The organism is Geodermatophilus siccatus (assembly GCF_900103785.1).
GTDB lineage: Bacteria > Actinomycetota > Actinomycetes > Mycobacteriales > Geodermatophilaceae > Geodermatophilus > Geodermatophilus siccatus.
The window spans coordinates 265378-292246 of record NZ_FNHE01000004.1; the positions used below are offsets into that span (position 1 = coordinate 265378).

Sequence of the window (26869 nt, forward strand, 5' to 3'; positions counted from 1 at the left end):
CGGCCGGGGCCCTGGCCGATAGGGTCGTCGCAGATCGCGGCCGCGCGCCCGCGCGGCCGACCGAGGCGACAGACCGATCGAGCACATGGAGGGTCAGCTGTGACCGTACGGGTGGGCATCAACGGCTTCGGCCGGATCGGACGCAACTTCTGGCGGGCGGCCGCGGCCAGCGGCAAGGACATCGAGATCGTGGCGGTGAACGACCTCACCAGCCCCGAGGTCCTCGCGCACCTGCTCAAGTACGACAGCATCCTGGGCGTGCTGTCCGAGGACGTCGCCGCCGACGGCGAGGGCATCAAGATCAGCGGCAGCACCATGAAGGTGCTCTCCGAGCGCGACCCGGCCAACCTGCCGTGGGGCGACCTGGGCGTCGACGTCGTCGTCGAGTCCACCGGCTTCTTCACCAAGGCCGACGACGCGCGCAAGCACGTGGACGCCGGTGGCGCCAAGAAGGTCGTCATCTCCGCGCCGGCCACCGGCGACGACCTGACCATCGTCATGGGCGTCAACCACGAGAAGTACGACGGCTCGCAGACGATCATCAGCAACGCGTCCTGCACGACGAACTGCCTGGCCCCGCTCGCCAAGGTGCTCAACGACAGCTTCGGCATCGAGCGCGGTCTCATGACCACGATCCACGCCTACACCGCCGACCAGAACCTGCAGGACGGCCCGCACAAGGACCTCCGTCGTGCCCGCGCCGCCGCGCTCAACATGGTCCCGACCTCGACCGGTGCGGCCAAGGCGATCGGGCTGGTCCTGCCCGAGCTCAACGGCAAGCTCGACGGCTACGCGGTCCGCGTCCCGGTGCCCACCGGCTCGGCGACCGACCTCACCGTGCAGCTCTCCCGCGAGGTGCCGGCCGACGAGATCGACGCCGCCTACCGCGAGGCCGCCTCGGGCCCGCTGGCCGGCATCCTCAAGTACACCGACGCCCCGATCGTCTCCTCCGACATCGTCACCGACCCCGCCAGCTGCATCTACGACAGCAAGCTGACCAAGGTCTTCGGCCCGATGGCCAAGGTGCTCGGCTGGTACGACAACGAGTGGGGCTACTCGAACCGCCTGGTCGACTCCGTCGAGCTCGTCGGCCGCTCGCTGTAACGATGCGGACCCTCGACGACCTGCTCGCCGAGGGCGTCTCGGGTCGGCGCGTGTTCCTGCGCGCCGACCTGAACGTCCCGCTGGACAAGTCCACCCGGGCGATCACCGACGACGGCCGGATCCGCGCCAGCCTGCCCACGCTGCAGGCGCTGCGCGACGCCGGCGCCCGCGTCGTGGTCGCCGCCCACCTGGGCCGGCCCAAGGGCGCACCGGACCCGCAGTACTCGCTGGCGCCGGTCGCCGCGCGGCTCGGGGAGCTGCTCGGCGCCGACGTCCCGCTGGCGGCCGACGTCGCCGGGGAGGACGCCCGGACCCGGGCCGGGGCGCTCGGCGACGGCGACGTCCTGCTGCTGGAGAACGTGCGCTTCGAGGCCGCCGAGACGTCGAAGGACGACGCCGAGCGGGGCGAGCTGGCCGACCGGTTCGCCGCCCTCGCCGACGTCTTCGTCGACGACGCGTTCGGCGCGGTGCACCGCAAGCACGCCTCGGTGTACGACGTGGCGCTGCGGCTGCCGCACGTCGCCGGGCGGCTGGTGGCCACCGAGCTCGGCGTGCTGACCCGGCTGACCCGGGACCCCGAGCGACCCTACGTCGTGGTGCTCGGCGGCTCGAAGGTCAGCGACAAGCTCGCCGTCATCGAGGCGCTGCTGCCCAAGGTCGACCGGCTGCTGGTCGGCGGTGGGATGTGCTTCACCTTCCTCGCCGCCCAGGGCCACGGCGTCGGCAAGTCGCTGCTGGAGGCCGACCAGGTCGAGACCTGCCGGCGGCTGCTGGCCGAGGCGGGGGAGCGGATCGTGCTGCCGCTCGACGTGGTCTGCGCGCCGGAGTTCAGCGCCGAGGTGGAGACGACCACCGTCCCCGTCGACCAGATCCCGGACGACCAGATGGGCCTGGACGTCGGCCCGCGCACGGTGGAGGCCTTCGGCCGCGAGCTGGGCGGTGCCCGCACCGTCTTCTGGAACGGCCCGATGGGCGTCTTCGAGCTCAGCACCTTCCAGGCCGGCACCCGCGGGGTGGCCGAGGCGGTGGGCGCGGTCGACGGCCTGTCGGTCGTCGGTGGCGGCGACTCCGCCGCCGCGGTGCGCCAGCTCGGCCTCGACGAGGCCGCCTACGGCCACATCAGCACCGGCGGCGGCGCGTCGCTGGAGTACCTCGAGGGCCGGCAGCTGCCCGGCCTCGCGGTGCTGGCCGACTGAGCGAGGAGGACGGACGTGGCACGCAGGGGCACTCCCGCACGCCGTGAGGGACGCCGGCCGCTCATCGCCGGCAACTGGAAGATGAACCTCACGCACCTCGAGGCGATCGGCCTGGTGCAGAAGCTGGCGTTCAGCCTCAAGGAGCCAGAGCTGGAGGCCGCCGAGGTCGTCGTCCTGCCGCCGTTCACCGCGCTGCGCAGCGTGCAGACGCTGGTGACCGGCGACAAGCTCGAGATCGGCTACGGCGCGCAGGACCTCTCGGTGCAGGACTCCGGCGCCTACACCGGCGAGGTCAGCGGCGCGATGCTCGCCGCGCTGGCCTGCCGCTACGTCGTCGTCGGGCACTCCGAGCGGCGCACGCTGCACGGTGAGGACGACGCCGTGGTGGCCGGCAAGGTGCAGGCGGCGCTGCGGCACGGGCTGGTGCCGATCCTCTGCGTGGGGGAGGGGCTGGAGGTGCGCCGGGCCGGCGAGCACGTCGGGCACTGCACCGCCCAGCTCGACGCCGCGCTCGAGGGGTTGACCGCCGAGCAGCTCACGAGCCCTGGAGGGGGCACCGGCATCGTGATCGCGTACGAGCCGGTGTGGGCGATCGGCACCGGCGAGGTCGCCACGCCCGAGGACGCTCAGGAAGTGTGCGGTGCCCTACGGCCACGGCTCGCCGAGCGTTTCGGCGCCGAGACCGCCGGGATCGTCCGTATCCTCTACGGCGGGTCGGTGAAGGCCGCGAACACGGCCGGGATCCTGGCCGGGCCGGACGTCGACGGTGCACTCGTCGGCGGTGCCAGCCTGGACGGCGACGAGTTCGCGCAGATCTGTCGGACAGCCGCCGACGTCGGCTGACCGCCGCCGCCGGACGGGCGGGGAGCGGGTGGGGTTGGACAGCACGCTGGAGCGGGGCCCCGCCTGGGCGCGGGGCACCCGCGGCCGGGTGGCCGGCATCGCCGCCGTCGTCCTGCTGGTGGTCGCGGTGGCGGTCAGCTGCGCCAACGCCGGTGAGGACGACTCCACGCTCCCCGTCTTCGGCGGCGGCCCGGACACCGGCGTCACCGGCGTCCGGGCGCCGTCCGAGGCCGCCGGCGGCACGCTGCGGGTGGTGACCGGCGAGGTCGACAACCTCGACCCGCAGCGCTCCTACCTCCCCGGCGTGTGGAACCTCATGCGGCTCTACACCCGCACGCTGGTCAGCTACTCCTCCGAGCCCGGCCGCACCGGCGAGCTGGTGCCCGACCTCGCGACGGACCTCGGCACCACGCCGGACGGCGGCACCACCTGGACGTTCACGCTCCGCGAGGGCGTCCGCTTCGAGACCGGCGCGCCGATCACCTCGCGCGACGTCAAGTACGGCATCGAGCGCTCGTTCGCCTCGGACGTCGTCGTCGGCGGCCCCACCCGCGTGGTCGAGCTGCTCGACGACCCGGAGAACCCCTACGCCGGGCCGTACCAGGACGAGACCCCCGGCCGGCTGGGGCTGGCCTCGGTCGAGACCCCCGACGACCGCACGATCACCTTCCGGCTGCGCTCGCCGCAGCCGGACTTCGCCTACGTCATGGCGCTGCCCTCGAGCAGCCCGGTCCCGGCCGACAAGGACACCGGCGCCGACTACGGCGGCGACCCGGTGTCCTCCGGCCCGTACGCGGTCGCCACGCGGGACGACGTCACCGGCATCGTGCTCGAGCGCAACCCGCAGTGGGACCCGGCGACCGACGAGGTCCGCACCGCGCTGCCCGACCGGGTCGTCGTGCGCACCGGGCTCACCGGCGTGGAGCGCGACCAGGCGCTGCTGGCCGGGTCCGCCGACGTCGACATCTCCGGCGCCGGCATCCAGGCCCCCACGACGGCCCGGCTGGGCGAGGACACCGGCGGCGACGTCCCGCTGGTCGACCGCATCGACGAGGTGACGAACAACGTCGTCCGGCTGCTCGCGCTGCCGACCGACGTCGCGCCGTTCGACGACCCGGCCTGCCGGGCCGCGGTCGCCGGCGTGGTGGACCGCGCCGCGGTGCAGGAGGTGCTCGGCGGGCCGACGGAGGCCGTGCGCACCTCGCAGCTGTGGCCGCGCGATGTGGAGGGCGGTCCGGAGGAGCCCGATCCGACACCCGACCCGGCCGCGGCGGAGGAGGCCCTGGCCGCCTGCGGGCAGCCGGAGGGCTTCGACACCGTGCTGGCCGTTCCCGACGCCCCCACCGGTGTGGCCGTCGCCGAGGAGGTGGCCGAGCAGCTGTCGCGCGTCGGCATCCGGGCCGAGGTCCGCCCGCTGGACGCACCCAGCTTCTACGCCACCGAGGTGGGCAACCCCGACCGGGTCCGCGACAACGGCATCGGCATCGTGCTGGCCACCTGGACCGCCGACTTCCCGACCCCCGGCTCGTTCCTCGTGCCGCTGGTCGACGGCCGGTCGGTGAGCACCGTCGGCAACACCAACTTCGCCCGGCTCACCGACCCCGGGATCGACGGCCTCATCGACGCCGCGCGCGCGGCCGCCGGCGACCCGGAGGCCGCCCGCGCCGCCTGGCGGGAGGTGGCGACCGCCGCAACCGCCACCGGCGCGTACGTGCCGCTCGCCGAGTCGCGGGTGCAGCTGCTGGCCGGCCAGCGGCTGCGCAACGGCGTCGTGATGGGCCCGTACACGAGCTACGACCTGGCGACCGCCGGCGTCCGCTGACAGCCCGGGAGCATCGCAGCGAGCGCCGGCGAGCGAGGAGCGGACCCGGGCGCGGACGCGGGCCGTGTGCACGGCCGCTGACCGCCCGGGGACGCCGGGCGGCCGGGGACACGGTCGGCTCGACGGCCTCCCGCGGTCGGTCGGTTACCCTCGGGGCATGGTCGAGCTGGTCCTCAACGTGCTGCTGGTGCTCACCAGCGTGCTCCTCGTGGTGCTGATCCTGCTGCACCGCGGCAAGGGCGGGGGCCTGTCCTCGATGTTCGGCGGCGCGGTCTCCTCGCAGCTGTCCGGCTCCTCGGTGGTGGAGAAGAACCTCAACCGGCTGACCGTCTTCATCGGCCTGATCTGGACGGTCTGCATCATCGCCCTGGGCATCCTGCTCAAGGTCTGAAGAAGGACCCCGCGTCCCCCCATCCCTCGCGCGCTCGGGACGGGACCCTGACGCGGGGCCGTTCCAGCACGTCACCAGGCTCGCGGCGAGCCTGTGGACGAGGCCGTTCCAGCACGTCCCCGCGCTCCCCTCGGCCTCCGGTGAACGCCGAGGTCACCGGGACCAAAGTCCTCTCCGCGGCAAGATCCAGGCCCTAGACTGCCCCGGCGGCCACTCGTCGCCGCAGATCGCCGAGACGCGCAGGGGGCACTGGTGGCTGGTGGTAACGCGATCCGGGGGACGCGGGTGGGAGCGGGCCCGATGGGGGAGGCCGAGCGCGGCGAGGCAGCGCCCCGCCGGCGGGTGCCGTTCTGGTGCGCCCAGGGCCACGAGACGCAGGTGTCCTTCGCCTCCGACGCCGAGGTGCCCGAGCTGTGGGACTGCCCTCGCTGCGGCCTGCCGGCCGGTCAGGACCAGGCGGCGCCGCCCCCCGCGCCGCGCACCGAGCCCTACAAGACCCACCTGGCCTACGTCCGCGAGCGGCGCAGCGACGCCGATGGTGACGCCCTCCTCGAGGAGGCGCTGGCCAAGCTGCGGGCCCGTCGCGGCGCCTGAGCGCGGACCCCGTCCTCGTCCTGCGCGCAGCTCAGGGGGCGGGATCCGGGACGGGGCCACCCCTGAGATCCCGTTCTACTCGCGGGGCGGTCGCGGCTGCGGCACGGTCGTCCAGACCACCCAGGCCGCCCGCTCCCAGTTCCAGTAGCACCCCCGGTGCCCGGGCGGTGCCACGGGGACGACCTCCCGCACCGGACGAGGCGTGCGGCGGATAGCGGGGGCGGGGCGCGTCATCGCGGGCTCCACGGGGAGGGCCGGCGGCCGGGTGGCTGCGGTCGCGGACCGCAGTCTGCTCGCCGCCCGACCTCCCGGCCAGGGTCGCCGGACCCCGGCTCAGCTCCGCCCGTCGAGCTCCGCAGCGGCCTCGGCGTCCAGCAGCCACCGGGTGGCCCGGCGTCCGTGCACCCCGGCCGCGGGCAGCTCGTCCGGCGTCGTGCCGGCGGTCAGCGCCCGCGCCACGGCCGGTGCCTTCGCCGAGCCGGAGACGAGCAGCCACACCTCCTCGGCCGCGTTGATCGCGGGGAAGCCCAGGCTGACCCGGGTGGGTGGCGGCTTGGGGCAGTCGCGCACCGCGACCACGGTGCGCTCGTCGGAGACCGCGGGCGTCCCCGGGAAGATCGACGCCACGTGACCCTCCGGGCCCATGCCCAGCAGCAGCACGTCGATGCGGGGGAGCGACCCGCCGTCCGGTGCCGCGGCGGCCAGCTGCTCGGCGTACCAGGCGGCGGCGTCCTCGGGCTCGGCGAACCCGGCGTCCGAGGCCGGCATCGCGTGCACCCGCTCCGCCGGGACGCCGGCCGGGTCCAGCAGCGCCCGCCGGGCGCCGAGCTCGTTGCGCTCGTCGTCGTCGGCCGGGACCCAGCGCTCGTCGCCCCACCAGACGTCGACGGCGGTCCAGTCCACCCGCTCCCGCGCCGGCTCGCGGACCAGGTCGGCGACCCGCTCGAGGACGGCGGTGCCGATGCCCCCGCCGGTGAGGACGACCGACGCCGTCCCGTGCACCGCCTGCGCCGCGGCCAGCCGGGCGACCAGCGCCGTGGCGACCGCGCGGGCCAGCCGGTCGGCGTCGGGCTCGACGACGACGTCCGGGACGGGCCGGCCCTCCTCGGCCCGCCGGGCGGCGATCCGGTCCCCCGGAGGCAGCGTCACGACACGGCCTGCCCGGCGTCGCGGGCGCCCTGGTCGGGGTCGTCCACGCCCTGCTGGGCGACCTCGTCGGTGCCCTCCGAGTCCGGTGGGACGGCGGGGAGCGTCTCCCCGCCGCTGCCGGCGTTCTCCTCGGCGGGGTCGAACCACACGTACTCGCGCACGGGGGAGCGGTACGCCAGGTCCGGGACGCCGGTCGTGGCCTCCAGCGCGTCGGCGAACGGCTCGTCGGGGTCCAGCCGGCGCAGCTCCTCACCGACCAGGTCGCCGAGCTGCCGGTCGGGCAGGGCCACGGTCGCCTCGGGCCGGTAGGGCTGGTGGATGACCGCGCCGCCGCGCCGGGCGGCCTCCACCCGCACCTGCTCGTCCTGGTCGAGCTCCAGCACCACGGCCGAGACCCCGCTGGGGCCGGGGCGCCGCTCGCCGGACACCACCGGGATCTCGCAGCCGCAGCGCGCGCTCAGCCAGCCGGCCAGCAGCAGCGCGGTCGCGTGCCCGGGGTCGCCCTCCACCCGGCCGCCGAGCACCCGGACGGCGTCCCCGCGCCGCCCGGAGACCGAGTCGACCGTCGAGGTGAGCGTGGACCGCCACGGCGTGCTGCGGGTCCAGGCCAGGTCGGTGTCGCCGGGCGCGTAGTCCTCGGCGCGGGCGCGCAGCGCGGCCAGCTGGTCCTCGGCCAGCGAGCTGTCGGTGATCCGCCGGTCGGCGATCACCGCCAGCGCGTCGGTGGCCAGCTGCTCCGGCGGGGTGCCGTGCCACCAGGTCACCACGGGCGCGTCGGCGGCCAGCAGCGGCAGCACGACCGACTCGGCGTGCAGCGCCAGCCGGCCGTACATGCGCATGACCACGGCCTCGCCCGGACCCAGCCGCCCGCCGATCAGCACCTCGGCGTCCAGCCGCGGGGTCGGCGCCTCGATCTGCCGGCGGACGACGATCAGCAGCCGGCAGGGATGCTGCTCGGCGGCGGCGGTCGCGGCCTCCTCGGCCTCGGCCACCCGGTTCTCGTCGGCCACGACCACGAGGGTCAGCGCGACGCCGGAGAGCACCGCGCCGCCGGTGCGCCGCTGCGCGGCGAGCTCCTTGACCACCGCGGAGCCGGTGGTGTCCCACAGGGTCGTCATCGGGTTCCCTCCCGTCGGGCGGCTGTCGCCGGTACCCGCCTCACGGACGCCGCCACCGGCGGCCCTCGGCGGCGAGCATCTCGTCGGCCGCCCGCGGCCCCCACTCGCCGGCCCGGTACGGCTGCGGCGTGGTCCCGGCCCAGAACTCCTCGAGCGGGTCGATCACCGACCACGAGGCCTCGACCTCGGCGTTGCGGGGGAACAGCGTGGCGTCCCCGAGCAGGACGTCGAGCAGCAGCCGCTCGTACGCCTCGGGGCTGGCCTCGGTGAACTGCTCGCCGTAGAGGAAGTCCATCGACACGTCGCGGACCTCCATCACGCTGCCGGGCACCTTCGACCCGAACTTGAGGGTGACCCCCTCGTCGGGCTGCACGCGCACGACCAGCTGGTTGTGGCCCAGCTCCTCGGTGTCGGTGTCGGCGAAGGGCAGGTGCGGCGCGCGCTTGAACACCAGCGCGATCTCGGTGACCCGCCGAGGCAGCCGCTTGCCGGTGCGCAGGTAGAACGGCACGCCCGCCCAGCGCCGGGTCTCCACGCCCAGCCGGACGGCGGCGTAGGTCTCGGTGGTGGAGTGCGGGTCGACTCCCTCCTCCTGCCGGTAACCGGTGGCCCGCTGGCCGGCCAGCCACCCCTGCTCGTACTGGCCGCGGACGGCGAAGGTCGAGAGGTCCTCGGGCAGCGAGATCGCGCGCAGCACCTTGAGCTTCTCGGTGCGGATCTCCTCGGCGGAGAACTCGACCGGCTCCTCCATCGCGGTGAGCGCGAGCAGCTGCAGCAGGTGGTTCTGCAGCACGTCCCGGGCGGCGCCGGTCTGCTCGTAGAACTGCGCCCGCCCGCCGATGCCGACGTCCTCGGCCATGGTGATCTGCACCGAGTCGACGTGGTGGCCGTTCCAGACCGGCTCGAACAGCTCGTTGGCGAACCGCAGCGCCATCAGGTTCTGGACGGTCTCCTTGCCCAGGTAGTGGTCGATGCGGAAGACGTCCTCGGCGGTGAACACGGAGTCGACCAGCTCGTTCAGCTCCCGGCTGGAGGCCAGGTCGGTGCCGAACGGCTTCTCCACCACGACCCGGCGCCACCGTCCGGGGGTGCTGTCGGCCATGCCGGTGCGCTGCATCTGCTTGAGCACGACCGGGAACATCGCCGGCGGGATGGACAGGTAGAACGCGGCGTTGCCGCCGATGCCGTGGCTGCCCTCGAGCTCACCGAGGGTGGCGGCCAGCTCGTCGAAGGCGTTGTCGTCGTCGAAGGAGCCCTGGACGAAGCGCACGCTGCTGGCCAGCCGCTCCCAGACCTCCTCCCGCCACGGGGTCCGCGCGGCCTTGCGGGCGGCGTCGCGGGCCAGCTCGGCGAAGTCCTCGTCACCCCAGTCGCGGCGCGCGAAGCCCAGCAGGGCGAAGTTGGTCGGCAGCAGCCCGCGGTTGGCCAGGTCGTAGACGGCCGGGAGGAGCTTCTTGCGGGCGAGGTCCCCGGTGATGCCGAAGACGACCAGGGCGCAGGGCTCGGGTACGCGGGGCAGCCGCCGGTCCCGCGGATCGCGCAGCGGGTTGGAGATCATGTCCGTCCTCGAGGTCGGGAGGGGACCCGCGCTCCGGCGCGGCGGTGCACCGGGCGACGGGGGCATGCGGGAACTGCGTCGATTCTCCGTCTCCGCGGCGGATCCGCGCGGTGAGCGGCCTCCCGCGGCGCGGCGGACCACCGGCCGGGAGCCCCCGCTCGGCTCCCGGCCGACGGAGCGGGGCCCCGCACCCCCGCCGACGAGGCCGGGTGCGCGGGGCCCCGGGGGGTCAGGCCTTGTCCTCCAGCTGGGTCCGCACCGACTCGGTCAGCTCGTCCCACGAGTCGACGAACTTCTGCACGCCCTCGTCCTCGAGCACGCGGAAGACGTCGTCGAGGTCGACCCCGGCGTCGGCGATGGCCTTCATCGTGGCCGCGGCGTCGTCGTAGGTCTTCTGCACCGGGGTGCCCGGGCTGCCGTGGTCCGCGTAGGCCTTCATCGTCTTCTCCGGCATCGTGTTGACGGTGCCGGGCGCGATGAGCTCGCTGACGTAGAGCGTGTCGGCGTACTCGGGGTTCTTCACGCCGGTCGAGGCCCACAGCGGCCGCTGCGGGTGGGCGCCCTTGGCCTCCAGCGCCTTCCAGCGGTCGGAGGAGAAGACCTCCTCGTAGGCCTGGTAGGCCAGCTGCGCGTTGGCCAGCGCCGCCTTGCCCTTGAGCTGCTCGGCGCCGGCCTTCTCCAGCCGCTTGTCGATCTCGGTGTCCACGCGGGACACGAAGAACGACGCCACCGAGGCGATGCCTGACAGGTCGGCGTCGGCGTCCTCGGCCAGCCGCTGCTCCAGGCCGGCGAGGTAGGCGTCCATGACCGCCCGGTACCGCTCGAGGCTGAAGATGAGGGTGACGTTGACGCTGATGCCCCGGGCGATGGACGTCGTGATGGCCGGCAGGCCGGCCTCCGTCGCCGGGATCTTGATGAACAGGTTGGGCCGGTCGACCAGCCACCACAGGTGCGCTGCCTCGGCCGCGGTGGCGTCGGTGTCGTGCGCCAGGCCGGGGGCGACCTCCAGCGACACCCGGCCGTCACCGGGCTGCCGCTGCGCGACCGGCGCGAGCAGGTCGCAGGCGTCCCGGACGTCGGAGGCGGTGATGGTGCGCAGCGCCTCCTCGACGCTCACCTTCCGGACGGCGAGGGCGTGCAGCTGGTCGTCGTAGGAGTCCGATCCGCTGATCGCCGCGGCGAAGATCGTCGGGTTGGTGGTGACGCCGACGACGGAGTACTCGTCGACCAGGGACTGCAGGTTCCCGCTGCGGATGCGGTCGCGGGAGAGGTCGTCGAGCCAGACGGCGACCCCGGCCGACGACAGCTCGGCCAGCTTCTCGTTCTGTGCCATGTCAGGTCCTCCTGGTGAGGTGCTGGAACGGCCACCCTTCAGGGTCCCGCGCCGAGCGTGCGAGGCGTGGGGGGAAGGGTGGTCCTCAACGGTCGCCGGTGGGGTGGGGGAGGCCCCCGGTGGCTGCAACCGGGCCGGCGGGGACGGCGTTCCCCGCCCGGGCGGCCTCGATCGACTCGCGCGCAGCGGCCACGACGGCCTCGTCGGTGAGGCCGAACTGCTCGTAGAGGACGGAGTAGGCGGCGCTGGCCCCGTAGTGGGTGAGGCCGACGATCCGGCCGGCGTCGCCGACGAACTCGCGCCACCCCATGGGCACGCCGGCCTCGACGCTGACCCTGGCGCGGACGGTGGGCGGCAGGACCTCGTCCTTGTAGGCCTGGTCCTGGTCGGCGAACCACTCGACGCAGGGCACCGAGACGACCCGGGTGGGCACGCCGTCGGCCTCCAGGCGCTCACGGGCCGCGACGGCGATCTGCACCTCGGACCCGGTGCCGAGCAGGATCACCTCGGGGCTGCCGTTCGACGCCTCGGCCAGCACGTAGGCCCCGCGGGCCACGCCCTCGGCGGAGCCGAACTCCGAGCGGTCGAACACCGGCAGGTTCTGCCGCGACAGCAGCAGGCCGGCCGGGCGGTCGTTGTTCTCCAGCACGGTCCGCCAGGCGACGGCGACCTCGTTGGCGTCGGCCGGGCGGACGACGTCCAGCCCCGGGATGGCCCGCAGCGCCGCGAAGTGCTCGATCGGCTGGTGCGTGGGGCCGTCCTCGCCCAGGCCGATGGAGTCGTGCGTCCACACGTAGGTGACCGGCAGCTGCATGAGCGCGGCCAGCCGCACCGCGCCGCGCATGTAGTCGGAGAAGGTGAGGAAGGTGCCGCCGTAGACGCGGGTGCCGCCGTGCAGCGCGATGCCGTTCATGATCGCGCCCATCCCGTGCTCCCGGACGCCGAAGTGCAGCGTGCGCCCGTACGGCCCGCCCGACCACATCTTGGTCTGGCGGTCGGCCGGCAGGAACGACGGTTCGCCCTTGACCGCGGTGTTGTTGCTCTCCGCGAGGTCGGCCGAGCCGCCCCACAGCTCGGGCACCACCGGGTAGAGCGCGGCGAGCACCTCGCCGGAGGCCTTGCGGGTGGCCACGCCCTTCGGGTCGGCGTCCCAGCTCGGGAGGTCCGCGCCGAAGCCCTCGGGCAGGGTGCGGGTGCGCATCCGGTCGAGCAGTGCGGCCGCGTCGGCGTTGTCCCGCTGCCAGGCGGCGAACCGCTCGTCCCACGCGGCGCGCTCCTTGCGGCCCTCCTCGACGACCGAGCGGGCGTGGGCGAGGACCTCCTCGTCGACGTCGAAGGTCTTGTCCGGGTCGAAGCCGAGGACCTCCTTGGTGGCGCGCACCTCGTCGTCGCCGAGCGCCGAGCCGTGCGCCGCGCCGGTGTTCTGCTTGTTCGGCGCCGGCCAGGCGATGATCGTGCGGAGCACGACGAGCGAGGGCCGGCCGGTCTCGGCCTTGGCCGCGGCGAACGCGGCGTCGACCGCGGCGAGGTCCTCACCGTCGTCGACGTGCTGCACGTGCCAGCCGTAGGCCTCGTAGCGCTTGCCGACGTCCTCGGTGAAGGCGACGTTCGTGTCGTCCTCGATCGAGATGTGGTTGTCGTCGTAGACGAGGACCAGGTTGCCCAGCTGCTGCGTGCCGGCCAGGGACGACGCCTCGCCGCTGACGCCCTCCTCCATGTCGCCGTCGGAGGCGAAGCACCAGACGGTGTGGTCGAAGAGGCTCTCGCCCTCGGGGGCGTCGGGGTCGAACAGGCCGCGCTCGCGGCGGGCGGCCATCGCCATCCCGACGGCGTTGCCGACGCCCTGGCCCAGCGGACCGGTCGTCGTCTCCACGCCGGGGGTGTGGTTGACCTCGGGGTGGCCGGGGGTCCTCGAGCCCCAGGTGCGCAGCGCCTCCAGGTCCGCCAGCTCCAGGCCGTAGCCGGAGAGGTAGAGCTGGATGTAGAGGGTCAGGCTCGAGTGGCCCATGGACAGCACGAAGCGGTCGCGGCCGATCCAGTTCGGGTCGCTGGGGTCGTGCCGGAGCCACTTGTGGAACAGCAGGTAGGCGGTGGGGGCCATGCTCATCGCCGTCCCCGGGTGGCCGTTGCCCACCTTCTGGACGGCGTCCATGGCCAGCACGCGCGCGGTGTCGATGGCGCGGCGGTCGAGCTCCCCGAAGCCCTCCGGGAGCGTCGGGTGCGGCTGGCGCGGGTCGCCGGTGGGTGCGTCGGTGGCGGCCTCGGCCGGGGCCTCCGCCTCGGTGCTCTTCGTCGCGTCGTCGGTGGTCATCGGTCTGTCGTGCTCCCTCGGGTCGGCCGTGCGGGACCCGCCCGGGCGATCGGCGACCTGTCGGACCCGGGCGGACGGCGGTGCCTGGCCCCAGCGACCGGCCTCGCGTCAGTCACGGCCCGGCTGCTCCTCACCAGGACGCACCGTCGTCGTCGACGTCGGCCCTACCCGCTGCGTGCGCGGCACCAACGTGATCGACCCTAGTGGTCTGCGCGGGGGAGGAGACCCTGGTCATGCCGACCGTGGGCGGGGGTGGCCGCGGGCTACAGTTGGTCCGTTCTCCCGTCCCCGGTCGAAAGGGACCCCGTGCTGTCCAGGTGCCCGGTGGTGCCCTGTGCGCGCGCCGACTCCCCGTCGGTGGCCGCCCGGTGACGACGCTCTCCGAACGCCCGACGGTCCAGGCCCGCCGGCTGTCGGCCACGCTGCGCGCCTACGTCGCGTTGACCAAGCCGCGGATCATCGAGCTGCTGCTGGTCACCACCCTGCCGGCGATGATGCTGGCCTCCGGCGGGCTGCCGTCGTGGGAGCTGCTCCTGGCCACGATGGCCGGCGGCACCCTCGCCGCGGCCGCGGCCAACGTCTTCAACTGCTGGTACGACCGCGACATCGACCGGCTCATGCACCGCACCGAGCGGCGCCCGCTCGTGACCGGCGAGGTCACCCCGCGGGCCGCGCTCGTCTTCGGCCTGGTGCTGTCCGTGCTGTCGGTCGCGCTGCTGTACGCGACGACGACGCCGCTCGCGGCCCTGCTGGCCGCGGGGGCGATCTTCTACTACGCCGTCCTCTACACCATGGTGTTCAAGCGGTACACCCGCCGCAGCACCGAGTTCGGCGGGGTGCCGGGGGCGGCGCCGGTGCTCATCGGCTGGGCGGCGGTCACCGGCACGCTGGCCTGGCCGGCGGTGGTGTTCTTCGGCGTCGTCTTCTGCTGGCAGATGCCGCACTTCTGGGCCCTCGCCATGCGGTTCCGCGCCGACTACGCGCGCGCCGACGTCCCGATGCTCCCGGTGGTGGCCAGTGCGCTGTCGGTCGGGCGGCAGACCGTCGTCTGGACCTGGCTGACCGTCGTCGTCTCGCTGCTGCTGTGGCCCGTGGCCGACGGCTTCGGGATCGGCTGGGTCTACACGGTGGCCGCGGCCGCGCTGGGGCTGTGGTTCGTCGTCGAGGCGCACCGGCTGCTGCGGCGCATCCGCGCGGGTGCCGAGACCAAGCCGATGCAGCTGTTCCACGTCTCGATCACCTACATGACCCTGCTCTCCATCGCGATCATCGTCGACGTCCTGGTCTGAGAGGGCCGCGGCCGGCCGGGGCGGTGTGCGTCTGCCGGCGGGGTCGCCGGCCGGGAGCCCGCCACAGACGCACGTCACGGGGCCGTCAGCAGGGCTCGCCGCGTCGCACAGACCTGCAGGACCTGGCGGCGGCAGGCCTCAGCCTCCCTCATCAGCCGCCGGTAGCTGAACCGCAGGACCACCCATCCCCGCGCCGCGAGGGCGACGTCCCGGCGGGTGTCGCTCTCCCGCGCCTCCGGTGACCCGTGAAGGCAGCGCCGTCCATCTCGATGGCGATCCTGAGGTCAGGGATCGCGGCGTCGAGGTGGACGGTGCCGAACGGCAGGCCCACCGGGTACTGCTGGACGATCCGCGGCATCCCGGGAGCACGGAGCACGTGGCGGACGCCCCAGATCTCGAGCTCGCTCCGGCACCCCGCCGCGACCAGGCCGACCAGCTGCCGCAACGCGGCCCGTCCCGGCATCGTCGGATGCCGGGTCAGCTCGGCCGTCAGCTGCCCGACCCCGACCTGCCGTTCCCGGAGGGTCGTGATGACCGCACCTCGCGCCAGCTCGACCAGCCGTGGACGCCCGTGGGCGCCGTGGGCGAGCCCCCACGCATCCACGAGCGAGCGAGGGAGACCGGTGACCGGGTAGGGCCCGAGCCGGTCGATCGACAGATCCCGGACCCGGTGCACCGTGAGGCCGGGCCGTTGCAGGGCTCGCCTGGACGCGGGCACGGAGACGTGGACGGGGGTGTGCTCGGCGGCGACCCGCCAGACCGTCAACGCGGACGTGTGGCTGAGGACGCCGTCGGTCCCGTACACGGCGGCGAGGCGCAGGTCCGCCACTCCTCCATGCGCTCGGGGAGGACGACCACGCCGGGGTACGGGCGCAGCAGCCTGGGGGCGGCCACCCAGCCACCGATGCTGTGCCGGTCGACCACCCGCCCGAGGTCCGCGGTCCGGGCGACCCCGTCGGGGCCGAGCAGGGCGACGAGGTCGTGAGCCACGACGCCAGGCTGTCCCCGCCGACGTCCCGTGTGCCGCAGGGAGACAGGCGTGTGGACGCCGCATCCGGCTGTGGATCCCCGCGGTGTGCGTCCGTGGCGGGTCCTGGCCGGGAACACCCGCCACAGACGCACACCACCGGACTCAGCAGTGCGGCCCGCCGCCGCCCGACGGCCGCCCGTCGGGGACGTAGGTGTCGGGGCGGCGTGGTCGAGACGGTCAGCGGGCGGCGGTGGTGGGGACGGCGGGGCTGTCCACGGGGACCTCGGAGGCCGGGCCACGCACGGACCACACCAGCCGGGCGGTCCACACCGTCACCAGCACCGCGCCCAGCATGTGCAGCAGCACCAGCACGACCGGCAGGTGCGTGAAGTACTGCACGAAGCCGATTCCGCCCTGCAACAGCTGGATGACGAGCAGGTCGCGGGCGGCACGGCGGACCCGGCCCGGGGCGTCGGTGGCGTGGAGGGCCACCAGCAGGGCGATCGTGAGGCCCACGAGCAGGAAGACGACGTCGGCGTGCAGCTGGCTGACCAGCTCGATGTCGAAGCCCATCCGGTCGCCGGTCGGGACGTCGTTCGCGTCGACGTCGCCGCTGTGCGGGCCGCTGCCCGTGACGATCGTCCCCAGCACCAGCACGGCCGCGGTGACCCCGGCGATCCCGCCGACCAGCAGGGCGATCGGACGGCGGACCAGCGGCTGACCCACCCCCGGCTCCCGGGACCGCAGCCACAGCACCGTGGCCACCGCGGTCAGGACGACGGAGACCAGGAAGTGGACCGCCACCGTCCACGGGTTGAGCCCCGTCAGCACCGTGACGCCGCCGATGGCCGCCTGGGCCGGGATGCCGAGGAAGGCCAGCGCGGCCAGCGGGCGCAGGTCGCGCCGGGGCGAGCGGAAGACCGCCACGAGCAGGGCGACGGCGACGGCCGTGAGGACGAAGGTCAGCAGCCGGTTGCCGAACTCGATGACGCCGTGCCCGGCGAGCTCGGGGGTGGTGACGAAGCTCTCCTCGGTGCACCGCGGCCAGGTCGGGCAGCCGAGCCCCGAGCCGGTGAGCCGGACGACGCCGCCGGTGACGATGATCGCGCCGTTGGCGACCACGTTGGCCAGCGCCAGGCGCGAGACGGCAGCGGGGGAGAAGGCGGTGGGGAGGACCGGCACGGGCCGATGCTAGCCGCGCGGACGGACGCTCCTCGGTTCGCCGAGAGCGGAGCGCGGGGCGGAAGGACGGGCCCCTGTCCTGCGCTGTACGGGACGCGAGCGGCCGAGTCGCCGCCACCGGTGTCGGTGCGCCCACCCGGGTAAGGGAGCCGCAGCGGGAACGCCCCGCGAGTCGGTCCCCGAGTCCCGCGGGACCTCCCGGGCGCCCACCGACCGATCCGATCCCCTGGACGTGAGGCATGACCACCCCCTTCTTCCCGGGGCCCTACGGGAGCCCCTTCGACGACTTCTTCGCCCGGTACCTGGGCGGGGAGCAGCGCACGCCGCGGCAGCGCGTCGACATCACCCAGTTCCTCAGCCAGCAGGCGCGGGAGCTGGTCAACGCGGCCGCGCGCGAGGCGGTGTCCACCGGCAGCGCCGACCTGGACACCGAGCACCTGCTGTGGGCCATGACGGGCGACGGGACCACCCGCCAGTTCCTGTCCCGCTCCGGCACCGACCCCGACCGGCTGCGTGCCGAGCTCGAGCAGGAGCTCACGCGCGGCGAGCCCCGGACCGAGCCGCCGTCCCTCACCCCGGCCGCCAAGCGCGCCCTGCTCGACGCCCACCGGGTCTCCCGCGCCCTCGGCTCGACCTACATCGGCCCCGAGCACCTGCTGTTCGCCCTGGCCGTCAACCCGGACTCCCCGGGCGGGCGGCTGCTGCGCGAGCGCGGCGTCACGCCGGAGGCGCTGCAGCAGGTCGCCATGGGCGGCGGCCAGCCCGGCGGCGGGCGCCCCGGTGGTCCCGGGCAGGGCCAGTCGAGCACCCCGACGCTCGACGAGTACGGCCGCGACCTGACCGAGATGGCCCGCAACGGCCAGATCGACCCGGTGATCGGCCGGGAGGCCGAGATCGAGCAGACCGTCGAGGTCCTCTCCCGGCGGCGCAAGAACAACCCGGTGCTGATCGGCGAGGCCGGCGTCGGCAAGACCGCGATCGTCGAGGGCATCGCGGCCCAGATCGTCGAGGGCGACGTCCCGGAGACGCTGCGCGGACGGCGGCTGGTCGAGCTGGACCTCACCGGCCTGGTGGCCGGCACCCGCTACCGCGGTGACTTCGAGGAGCGGCTCAAGAAGATCATGGACGAGATCCGTGAGCACAGCGACGAGGTCATCGTCTTCATCGACGAGCTGCACACCGTCGTCGGCGCGGGTGCCTCGGAGGGCTCCGGCGGCGCGGGCAACATGCTCAAGCCGGCCCTGGCCCGCGGGGAGCTGCACATCATCGGCGCGACGACGCTCGACGAGTACCGCCGCAACATCGAGAAGGACGCCGCCCTGGAGCGCCGGTTCCAGCCCATCCTCGTCAGCGAGCCCGGCGTGGAGGACACCGTGCAGATCCTCTGCGGGCTGCGCGACCGGTACGAGGCCCACCACGAGGTGCGCTTCACCGACGACGCGATCCGGGCCGCGGTGGAGCTCTCGGACCGCTACGTCACCGACCGCCACCTCCCGGACAAGGCCATCGACCTCATCGACCAGGCCGGCGCCCGGGTCCGTCGGCGGGTGAAGACCCCGCCCACCGACCTGCGCGGGCTGGAGCAGGAGGTCGAGCGGCTGCAGCGGGAGAAGGACCAGGCCGTCGCCGCCGAGCAGTACGAGCGCGCCTCCGAGCTGCGCGACCAGCTCAACGCGGCCCAGGAGCGGCTGGAGCAGGCCCGCACCGGCGGCGGGCAGTCCGGCCCGGGTGGGTCGGGTGTGCCGGAGGTCGGCGTCGAGGACATCGCCGAGGTGGTCTCCCGGGCCACCGGCATCCCGGTCAGCCAGCTCACGCAGGAGGAGGTGCAGCGGCTGCTGCGGCTCGAGGAGCACCTGCACCAGCGGGTCGTCGGCCAGGAGGACGCCGTCCGGGTGGTCGCCGAGGCGGTGCGCCGCTCGCGCGTCGGCCTGGGCGACCCCGACCGGCCGATCGGCAGCTTCCTGTTCCTCGGGCCCACCGGCGTCGGCAAGACCGAGCTGGCGCGGGCGCTGGCCGAGGCGCTCTTCGGCGACGAGGACCGGATGATCCGGCTGGACATGAGCGAGTTCCAGGAGCGGCACACGGTCAGCCGGCTGGTGGGCTCCCCGCCCGGGTACGTGGGCTACGAGGACGCCGGCCAGCTCACCGAGGCGGTGCGCCGCCGTCCGTACTCGGTCGTGCTGCTCGACGAGATCGAGAAGGCGCACCCCGACGTCTTCAACACCCTGCTGCAGGTGCTCGACGACGGACGGCTCACCGACTCGCAGGGCCGCACGGTGGACTTCAAGAACACCGTGCTGATCATGACCAGCAACCTGGGGTCGGAGCTGATCCAGGGCCGCAACACCCCGCTGGGCTTCGGTTCGGGGGACGGCGCGGCGGCCGACGCCGGGCTGCGCGAGCGGCTGATGCGGCGGCTGCGCGAGCAGTTCCGGCCGGAGTTCCTCAACCGCGTCGACGAGATCGTGGTCTTCCGGCAGCTGGAGACCGAGCAGCTGGCCGAGATCACCCGGCTGCTGCTCGACGAGACGCGCCGTCGGCTGGCGGCCCAGGACATCGAGGTGGCCTTCACCGACGAAGCGGTCACCTGGATCGCCGAGCACGGTTTCGAGCCGCAGTTCGGCGCCCGGCCGCTGCGCCGCGCCATCCAGCGGGAGGTCGACAACCCGCTGGCGCGGCTGCTGCTCGACGGCCGTCTGGAGCGGGGGCGGCGGGTCACCGTCGGCGTCCGGGACGGCCGGCTGGACTTCGCCGTCAGCCAGCCCGCGCCGGCCGGCGTGTAGCCGCCCGGACGTGCTCCCGGTCACACGGCCGGCGGGGGAGGCGTGCCGCACCGCTCCCGCCGGCCCGGCCGCGGCTCCGGCTCAGGCCAGGAGCCGTGCCCGGCTTAGGTTGCCCTTGCTTGCACGCCGCCGGAATTAGGTGAGACTCGTGTTGTGGAAAGCAGTGCGGTGCAGGTCGGCGGCGGGGCGAGCAGCCCGTCGCGCCCCTCGCCGTCCGCCGAGGACGGGCGTACGCGGCAGCGCGTCACCGCCCTGCTGCTCGAGCACGGCCCGCAGACCGCGACCGAGCTCGCCGGGCGGCTGGGGGTCTCGCCGACCGCCGTCCGCCGGCACCTCGACGCGCTGGTGGCCACCGGCCGTGTCGAGGAGCGCCATGCGCCGGGCACACCCCGGGGCCGGGGCCGCCCGGCCCGGCTGTTCCACCTCACCGACGCCGGCCGCTCGGCCTTCCCGCACGCCTACGACGACCTGGCGCTGACCGCGCTGCGGTTCGTCGCGGCGCAGGGCGGGCCGGACGCCGTCCGCGCGGTGGCCGAGGCCCAGCTCGCCGGGCTGGAGCAGCGCTGCTCGGCCGCGGTGGAGACCGTGCCGGGGCCGCCGGTCGACCGGGCCCAGGCCCTCGCCGCGGCGCTCACGGCCGAGGGCTACGCTGCCTCGGCCTCGGCGATCTCGGGTGGCGGCCAGCTGTGCCAGCACCACTGCCCGGTCGCGCACGTGGCGGCGGAGTTCCCGCAGCTGTGCGAGGTCGAGACGGCCGTGATCGGCCGGCTCGTCGGCACGCACGTGCAGCGGCTGGCCACGATCGCCCACGGCGACGGGGTGTGCACCACGCACATCCCGGGGCCGGTCCGCCGCACCGACCTGTGGCCGGGTCCTCCACCGACGGGTGAGGAGGACCGGGTCCTTGCTCACACGCGCGCGGGGAACAGATCGGGCCCCGCGAGCCCTGTACCGGACGAGCGCGCGGCGCACCGGCTCCGAGCCGGCGGGCGCACCGCACCGTCCACCAGCAGCACCCCCACGAACGACCGGGAGAGGACGCCCGCATGACCAGCACCCAGCAGCCGGTGACCGGCACGCCGCTGACGCAGGACGAGCAGATCGAGCAGCTCGGCCGCTACCAGTACGGCTGGGCCGACGCCGACGTCGCCGGGGCCTCCGCCCGCCGCGGCCTGGACGAGGACGTCGTCCGGGACATCTCCCGCCGCAAGAACGAGCCCGAGTGGATGCTCGAGCGGCGGCTCAAGGCCCTCAAGCTGTTCGGCCGCAAGCCGATGCCCGACTGGGGTTCGGACCTGTCCGGGATCGACTTCCAGAACATCAAGTACTTCGTGCGCTCGACCGAGGCCCAGGCGACCTCGTGGGACGAGCTGCCCGAGGACATCAAGAACACCTACGACAAGCTGGGCATCCCGGAAGCGGAGAAGCAGCGGCTGATCGCCGGTGTCGCCGCCCAGTACGAGTCCGAGGTCGTCTACCACAAGATCCGCGAGGACCTCGAGGAGCAGGGCGTCGTCTTCCTCGACACCGACACGGCGCTGAAGGAGCACGAGGACCTCTTCCGCGAGTACTTCGGCTCGGTCATCCCGTCCGGCGACAACAAGTTCGCCGCGCTGAACACCGCGGTGTGGTCGGGTGGCTCCTTCATCTACGTGCCGAAGGGCGTGCACGTCGAGATCCCGCTGCAGGCCTACTTCCGGATCAACACCGAGAACATGGGCCAGTTCGAGCGGACGCTGATCATCGTCGACGAGGGTGCCTACGTGCACTACGTCGAGGGCTGCACCGCGCCGATCTACAAGTCGGACTCGCTGCACTCCGCGGTCGTCGAGATCATCGTCAAGAAGAACGCGCGCTGCCGGTACACGACCATCCAGAACTGGTCGAACAACGTGTACAACCTGGTCACCAAGCGGGCGATCGCCCACGAGGGCGCGACCATGGAGTGGATCGACGGCAACCTCGGCTCCAAGGTCACCATGAAGTACCCGGCGGTCTGGATGACCGGCGAGCACGCCAAGGGCGAGGTGCTCTCCATCGCCTTCGCCGGCGAGGGCCAGCACCAGGACGCCGGCGCCAAGATGGTGCACGCCGCGCCGAACACCTCCTCGACGATCGTGTCCAAGTCCGTCGCCCGCGGCGGCGGCCGCACCTCCTACCGCGGCCTGGTCCAGGTCGACGAGGGCGCGCACGGCTCGAAGTCCACGGTGAAGTGCGACGCGCTGCTGGTCGACACGATCAGCCGGTCGGACACCTACCCCTACGTCGACGTCCGCGAGGACGACGTCGCCATGGGGCACGAGGCGACCGTCTCCCGGGTCAGCGACGACCAGCTCTTCTACCTGATGAGCCGCGGTCTGTCCGAGGACGAGGCGATGGCGATGGTGGTCCGCGGGTTCGTGGAGCCGATCGCCCGCGAGCTCCCGATGGAGTACGCCCTCGAGCTGAACCGCCTGATCGAGCTGCAGATGGAAGGTGCCGTCGGCTGATGTCGGCCAGCAACAACACCCCAGGGACCACCGGGGACGTCAACACCACCGGTCTGACCACGGAGTCGGCCACCCTCGCCGGTGAGCTGTTCGGCGAGGGGGTCGGCACCCAGGCCGGCCCGCCGGCCACCCCGGCCGCGGGCACCGGCACCGCCGGCCAGGCCGCACCGGGTGCGCACTCGCACGGCGGGACGACCCCCACCGGCTCGCCGGCCGAGCGCTTCACCTCGACCGACCCCGACGCCTTCGGCGTGCCCACCGGCCGCGAGGAGGACTGGCGCTTCACTCCCATGAAGCGCATCCGCCCGCTGCTGGACGGCGCCCCGTCGGACGCCCACCTGCAGTGGGACACCGACCTGCCCGAGGGCGTCGAGCTGGTCAGCGTCGAGGTCGACGACCCGCTGCTCAAGGGCCTGCCCGAGCCGGTCGACCGGCTGGCCGCCCTCACCCGGCAGCGCAGCGGCGGGGCTGCCGTCGTCCGCGTCCCGGCCGAGGCCCAGCTGGACCGCCCGGTCACGCTGCGGCTGTCGGGCACCGGCTCGGACGACGTCGTCTGGGGCCAGCTGGTGATCGAGGTCGGGGCCTTCGCCCAGGTGACGGTGGTCCTCGACCACGGCGGCCTGGCCAGGTACGCCGGCGGCGTCGCCGTCCTCGTCGGTGACGGCGCCCACGTCAACCTCGTCTCGGTGCAGGACTGGGCGCCCGGCGCCGTCCACGGCGCGCAGTACGACGCCGTGGTCGGCCGTGACGCGACCTTCACCCAGGTCGTGGCCACCCTCGGCGGCGACCTGGTCCGGCTGGTCAGCAACGTGCAGTACGCCGGTCCCGGCGGGACGGCGGAGCTCTTCGGCGTCTACTTCTCCGACGAGACCCAGCACCAGGAGCACCGGCTGTGGGTGGACCACGCGGTGCCCAACTGCACCAGCAACGTGCTCTACAAGGGCGCGCTGCAGGGCGAGGGCGCGCGCACGGTGTGGATCGGTGACGTCCGGATCCGCCCCGCGGCCACCGGCACCGACACCTACGAGCTCAACCGCAACCTGGTGCTCACCGACGGCGCCCGCGCCGACTCGGTGCCCAACCTGGAGATCGAGACCGGCGAGATCGTCGGCGCCGGCCACGCCAGCGCCACCGGCCGGTTCGACGACGAGCAGCTGTTCTACCTCTGCTCCCGGGGCATCGACGCCGAGACCGCGCGCCGCCTGGTCGTCCGCGGCTTCTTCGCCGACGTCGTCCAGCGCATCGGCATCGACGAGCTGCAGGACCGGCTCATGCGCACCATCGAGACCCGTCTCGGTGCACTGCCCGGCCTGGACGAGCAGCCGGTCGAGGTGGCCTGAAACATGTCCTTCGAGCGGGTCTGCGCGCTCTCCGAGGTGCCCGAGAACGGCGCCCTGCGGGTCGAGCTGGCTGACATCGACATCGCCGTCGTCCGGTTCGAGGGCGAGGTCTACGCCCTCCAGGACGTCTGCTCGCACGCCGAGGTCCCGCTGTCGGAGGGCGACGTCGAGGAGTTCGACGGCGCCCCCACCATCGAGTGCTGGCTGCACGGGTCCTGCTTCGACCTGCGCACCGGCGAGCCCACCAACCTGCCGGCCACCGAGCCGGTCGACGTCTACCCGGTCCGCGTGGAGGGGGAGGACGTGCTCGTCGACACCGAAGCCGACGGCCGCCTCCCGCTCGCGGCCGGCAACTGAGGAGCGAGAAGAGAAGTGTCCGTTCTGGAGATCCGCGACCTGCACGTCAGCGTGGGGGAGGGTGACGACGCCAAGGAGATCCTCAAGGGCGTCGACCTGACCGTCCGCTCGGGCGAGACGCACGCGATCATGGGGCCGAACGGGTCGGGCAAGTCGACCCTGGCGTACTCGATCGCCGGCCACCCGAAGTACACGATCACCGGGGGCACGGTCACCCTCGACGGCGAGGACGTCCTCGCCATGAGCGTCGACGAGCGCGCCCGCGCCGGTCTGTTCCTGGCCATGCAGTACCCGGTCGAGGTCCCCGGCGTCTCGGTCTCGAACTTCCTGCGCACCGCGGCCACCGCGGTCAAGGGCGAGGCCCCGAAGCTGCGCACCTGGGTCAAGGACGTCAAGAGCGAGATGGACCTGCTCGAGATGGACTCCGCCTTCGCCGAGCGGAACGTCAACGAGGGCTTCTCCGGCGGTGAGAAGAAGCGCCACGAGATCCTGCAGATGCGGCTGCTCAAGCCCGCCATCGCGATCCTCGACGAGACCGACTCCGGCCTCGACGTCGACGCGCTGCGGGTCGTCTCCGAGGGCGTCAACCGCACCCGCGAGGAGGGCGACGTCGGCGTCCTGCTGATCACCCACTACACGCGCATCCTGCGCTACATCACGCCCGACTTCGTGCACGTGTTCGTCAACGGCCGGATCGCCGAGGAGGGCGGCCCGGAGCTGGCGGAGAAGCTGGAGAACGAGGGCTACGCCGCCTACATCAAGGGCTCGAAGGAGACTGCGAAGGCATGACCCAGACCGTCTCGCGTCCCGAAGTCGGGGCGCAGAAGGCGCCCCTGCCTCTGGACGTCGAGGCGATCCGGGCGGACTTCCCGATCCTGTCCCGCACCGTGCGGGACGGGAAGCGGCTGGTCTACCTGGACTCCGGGGCCACCTCGCAGAAGCCGCTGCGCGTGCTCGACGCCGAGCGTGACTTCTACCTGACCTGCAACGCCGCGCCGCACCGGGGCGCGCACCAGCTCGCCGAGGAGGCGACCGCCCGCTACGAGGCGGCCCGCGCCACCATCGGGGCGTTCATCGGCGCGCCGGCCGAGGAGGTCGTGTTCACCCGCAACAGCACCGAGGCGATCAACCTGGTCGCCTACGCGCTGTCGAACGCGGCCACGGCCAAGGAGGAGCAGTTCCGGCGGTACGCCGTCGGGCAGGGCGACGAGATCGTCGTCACCGAGATGGAGCACCACGCCAACCTGGTGCCCTGGCAGCAGCTGTGCGAGCGCACCGGCGCCACGCTGCGCTGGCTCGGGCTGACCGACGACGGCCGCCTCGACCTCTCCGACCTCGGCACCGTGGTCAACGAGCGGACGAAGCTGGTCGCGGTCACCCAGCAGTCGAACATCCTCGGCACGATCAACCCGCTCGAGGACATCGTCGCCCGGGCCCGCGAGGTCGGTGCCCTGGTGCTGGTCGACGGCGCGCAGTCGGTGCCGCACCAGCCGGTCGACGTCACCACCCTCGGCGCGGACTTCCTGGTGTTCTCCGGGCACAAGATGCTGGGCCCGACGGGCATCGGCGTCCTGTGGGGCCGCTACGAGGTGCTGGACGCGCTGCCGCCCTTCCTCACCGGCGGCTCGATGATCGAGGTCGTGCGCATGGAGGGCAGCACCTTCATGCCGCCGCCGCAGCGCTTCGAGGCCGGCGTCCCCATGACCGCGCAGGCGATCGGGCTCGCCGCCGCCGTCGAGTACCTGCAGCAGCTCGGCATGGACCGGGTGCAGGCGCACGAGGAGGCGCTCACCGCCTACGCGCTGGAGAAGCTGGCCGAGATCCCCGGCGTCACGGTGATCGGCCCGCCCGACACCGTCGCCCGCGGCGGTGCGGTCTCCTTCACCGTCGAGGGCGTCCACCCGCACGACGTCGGCCAGGTCCTCGACGACCTCGGCGTCGAGGTGCGGGTCGGCCACCACTGCGCCTGGCCGGTGGTGCGCCGCTACGGCGTCCCGGCCACGACGCGGGCCACCTTCTACGTGCACACCGGCTACGACGACATCGACGCGCTGGCCGACGCCGTCCGGGAAGCCCAGCGCTTCTTCGGCGTTGCACCTGCCGTGACACCGGGTGAGGCGGACTGATGCAGCTGGCGTCGATGTACCAGGAGATCATCCTGGACCACTACCGCAACCCGCACGGCCGCGGGCTGCGCGAACCGTTCGAGGCCGAGGTGCACCACGTCAACCCGACGTGCGGTGACGAGGTCACCCTGCGGGTGCACCTGGACGGCGACACCCTCGCCGACGTCTCCTACGAGGGGATGGGCTGCTCGATCAGCCAGGCGTCGGTGTCGGCGATGTACGAGCTCGTCATCGGCAAGTCGGTGCCCGAGGCACTGGAGACCGGCGAGCACTTCATGACGCTGATGCAGAGCAAGGGCGACGCGGCGGTGGCCGAGAAGCTCGAGGACGAGCTGGAGGACGCCATCGCGTTCGCCGGCGTGTCCAAGTACCCGGCGCGGATCAAGTGCGCGCTGATGAGCTGGATGGCCCTCAAGGACGCGTCCGCCCGCGCGCTGGCGGCCACCCCCCCGACTGGAGGCGACAAGGCATGAGCGAGACCACCGAGAACGCCACGCCGGCGACCGACGGGGCGCCCGGCGACCTGCCGGCCTACAAGTCGGCCCTGCTCGAGGACGTCGAGGAGGCCATGCGCGACGTCGTCGATCCCGAGCTCGGCGTCAACGTCGTCGACCTCGGCCTGGTCTACGGCATCGACGTCGTCGACGACGTCGCCGTCATCGACATGACGCTGACCTCGGCGGCCTGCCCGCTGACCGACGTCATCGAGGACCAGGCCCGGCAGGCCCTCACCGGCGGCCCCGGCCCCGGCCTGGTGGACGACGTGCGGATCAACTGGGTCTGGATGCCGCCGTGGGGCCCCGACAAGATCACCGACGACGGTCGCGAGCAGCTGCGCGCCCTCGGCTTCCGCGTCTGAGGAAGGACCCCTCCGCCCCCCACCCCTCGCACGCTCGGGGCGGGGCCCTGCGGGA

The 26869-nt window shown here is 73.6% G+C and carries 23 protein-coding genes and 1 pseudogene; 16 read left to right on the forward strand and 8 right to left on the reverse strand.

Annotation, left to right across the window (positions count from 1 at the left end; genetic code table 11):
- Positions 1–99 precede the first annotated feature (99 nt).
- The 6 genes from gap to BLS21_RS09880 all read left to right on the forward strand — a co-directional run bounded on the left by gap (position 100) and on the right by BLS21_RS09880 (position 5950).
- The gene (gene gap / locus BLS21_RS09855) at positions 100–1104 is read left to right on the forward strand and encodes a type I glyceraldehyde-3-phosphate dehydrogenase (RefSeq protein WP_091217117.1); all 1005 of its coding nucleotides are present in this window, start codon (positions 100–102) and stop codon (positions 1102–1104) included.
- A 2-nt stretch (positions 1105–1106) separates the two neighbouring features.
- Positions 1107–2300: a phosphoglycerate kinase gene (locus tag BLS21_RS09860; protein WP_091217120.1), complete on the forward strand. Its 1194-nt coding sequence runs from the start codon at positions 1107–1109 to the stop codon at positions 2298–2300.
- A 15-nt stretch (positions 2301–2315) separates the two neighbouring features.
- Positions 2316–3143 carry a triose-phosphate isomerase gene (tpiA, locus tag BLS21_RS09865; protein ID WP_091217124.1) on the forward strand — a complete coding sequence of 276 codons (828 nt, stop codon included), beginning with the start codon at positions 2316–2318 and terminating at the stop codon, positions 3141–3143.
- Between the two features lie 28 nt (positions 3144–3171).
- On the forward strand, positions 3172–4965 hold the full coding sequence (locus tag BLS21_RS09870; protein ID WP_245700240.1) for an ABC transporter substrate-binding protein: 1794 nt from the start codon (positions 3172–3174) through the stop codon (positions 4963–4965).
- A 157-nt stretch (positions 4966–5122) separates the two neighbouring features.
- A complete protein-coding gene (gene secG / locus BLS21_RS09875) occupies positions 5123–5356 on the forward strand; it encodes a preprotein translocase subunit SecG (protein WP_091217127.1) in 234 nt (77 codons plus the stop codon).
- Positions 5357–5608: 252 nt separating this feature from the next.
- Complete coding sequence (locus BLS21_RS09880; protein ID WP_091217129.1) at positions 5609–5950, forward strand: RNA polymerase-binding protein RbpA; 342 nt, start codon at positions 5609–5611, stop codon at positions 5948–5950.
- A 333-nt stretch (positions 5951–6283) separates the two neighbouring features.
- Here the strand turns inward: BLS21_RS09880 and pgl are convergent, their stop codons facing one another.
- The 5 genes from pgl to tkt all read right to left on the reverse strand — a co-directional run bounded on the left by pgl (position 6284) and on the right by tkt (position 13419).
- Positions 6284–7099, reverse strand: coding sequence for a 6-phosphogluconolactonase (pgl, locus tag BLS21_RS09885; RefSeq protein WP_091217132.1), 816 nt, complete (start codon positions 7097–7099; stop codon positions 6284–6286).
- Positions 7096–8217 (reverse strand): glucose-6-phosphate dehydrogenase assembly protein OpcA, encoded by a 1122-nt coding sequence (locus BLS21_RS09890; protein ID WP_091217135.1) that lies wholly within the window; start codon positions 8215–8217, stop codon positions 7096–7098. The genes pgl and BLS21_RS09890 overlap by 4 nt, the downstream gene beginning before the upstream one ends.
- Before the next feature lie 40 nt (positions 8218–8257).
- Positions 8258–9775: a glucose-6-phosphate dehydrogenase gene (zwf, locus tag BLS21_RS09895; protein ID WP_091217138.1), complete on the reverse strand. Its 1518-nt coding sequence runs from the start codon at positions 9773–9775 to the stop codon at positions 8258–8260.
- Positions 9776–10004: 229 nt separating this feature from the next.
- Positions 10005–11108: a transaldolase gene (gene tal / locus BLS21_RS09900; protein WP_091217142.1), complete on the reverse strand. Its 1104-nt coding sequence runs from the start codon at positions 11106–11108 to the stop codon at positions 10005–10007.
- An 85-nt stretch (positions 11109–11193) separates the two neighbouring features.
- Complete coding sequence (tkt, locus tag BLS21_RS09905) at positions 11194–13419, reverse strand: transketolase (protein WP_091217145.1); 2226 nt, start codon at positions 13417–13419, stop codon at positions 11194–11196.
- A 368-nt stretch (positions 13420–13787) separates the two neighbouring features.
- On the opposite strand from tkt, the gene BLS21_RS09910 reads away from it, so the two are divergent.
- Complete coding sequence (locus BLS21_RS09910; RefSeq protein WP_091217148.1) at positions 13788–14708, forward strand: heme o synthase; 921 nt, start codon at positions 13788–13790, stop codon at positions 14706–14708.
- A 74-nt stretch (positions 14709–14782) separates the two neighbouring features.
- On the opposite strand, the pseudogene BLS21_RS26440 reads toward BLS21_RS09910, so the two are convergent.
- From BLS21_RS26440 to BLS21_RS09925, 3 genes and pseudogenes are all read right to left on the reverse strand, one after another.
- Positions 14783–14932, reverse strand: a pseudogene (locus tag BLS21_RS26440) (DUF559 domain-containing protein); the annotation flags it as partial.
- Positions 14933–15470: 538 nt separating this feature from the next.
- Positions 15471–15698: a hypothetical protein gene (locus tag BLS21_RS24605; protein WP_139177076.1), complete on the reverse strand. Its 228-nt coding sequence runs from the start codon at positions 15696–15698 to the stop codon at positions 15471–15473.
- A gap of 217 nt (positions 15699–15915) precedes the next feature.
- Positions 15916–16860: a COX15/CtaA family protein gene (locus BLS21_RS09925; protein ID WP_091217155.1), complete on the reverse strand. Its 945-nt coding sequence runs from the start codon at positions 16858–16860 to the stop codon at positions 15916–15918.
- Positions 16861–17099: 239 nt separating this feature from the next.
- Here BLS21_RS09925 and BLS21_RS09930 point away from each other — a divergent pair, with 239 nt between their 5' ends.
- The 9 genes from BLS21_RS09930 to BLS21_RS09970 all read left to right on the forward strand — a co-directional run bounded on the left by BLS21_RS09930 (position 17100) and on the right by BLS21_RS09970 (position 26814).
- Positions 17100–19643, forward strand: a complete 2544-nt coding sequence (locus BLS21_RS09930) for an ATP-dependent Clp protease ATP-binding subunit (protein ID WP_091217158.1) — start codon at positions 17100–17102, stop codon at positions 19641–19643.
- A 153-nt stretch (positions 19644–19796) separates the two neighbouring features.
- On the forward strand, positions 19797–20693 hold the full coding sequence (locus BLS21_RS09935) for a helix-turn-helix transcriptional regulator (RefSeq protein WP_245700242.1): 897 nt from the start codon (positions 19797–19799) through the stop codon (positions 20691–20693).
- Positions 20690–22132 (forward strand): Fe-S cluster assembly protein SufB, encoded by a 1443-nt coding sequence (gene sufB / locus BLS21_RS09940; protein ID WP_091217162.1) that lies wholly within the window; start codon positions 20690–20692, stop codon positions 22130–22132. Before BLS21_RS09935 ends, sufB begins: the two co-directional genes overlap by 4 nt.
- Entirely contained in the window at positions 22132–23472 is a 1341-nt protein-coding gene (sufD, locus tag BLS21_RS09945) for a Fe-S cluster assembly protein SufD (protein ID WP_091217165.1), read from the forward strand. Before sufB ends, sufD begins: the two co-directional genes overlap by 1 nt.
- Positions 23473–23475: 3 nt before the next feature.
- On the forward strand, positions 23476–23829 hold the full coding sequence (locus tag BLS21_RS09950; protein WP_091217168.1) for a non-heme iron oxygenase ferredoxin subunit: 354 nt from the start codon (positions 23476–23478) through the stop codon (positions 23827–23829).
- A 15-nt stretch (positions 23830–23844) separates the two neighbouring features.
- Positions 23845–24618, forward strand: a complete 774-nt coding sequence (gene sufC, locus BLS21_RS09955) for a Fe-S cluster assembly ATPase SufC (protein ID WP_091217171.1) — start codon at positions 23845–23847, stop codon at positions 24616–24618.
- Positions 24615–25955 (forward strand): cysteine desulfurase, encoded by a 1341-nt coding sequence (locus tag BLS21_RS09960; RefSeq protein WP_091217174.1) that lies wholly within the window; start codon positions 24615–24617, stop codon positions 25953–25955. Before sufC ends, BLS21_RS09960 begins: the two co-directional genes overlap by 4 nt.
- Positions 25955–26428, forward strand: a complete 474-nt coding sequence (gene sufU, locus BLS21_RS09965; protein ID WP_091217176.1) for a Fe-S cluster assembly sulfur transfer protein SufU — start codon at positions 25955–25957, stop codon at positions 26426–26428. The genes BLS21_RS09960 and sufU overlap by 1 nt, the downstream gene beginning before the upstream one ends.
- On the forward strand, positions 26425–26814 hold the full coding sequence (locus tag BLS21_RS09970) for a metal-sulfur cluster assembly factor (protein WP_091217179.1): 390 nt from the start codon (positions 26425–26427) through the stop codon (positions 26812–26814). Before sufU ends, BLS21_RS09970 begins: the two co-directional genes overlap by 4 nt.
- Positions 26815–26869 lie beyond the last annotated feature (55 nt).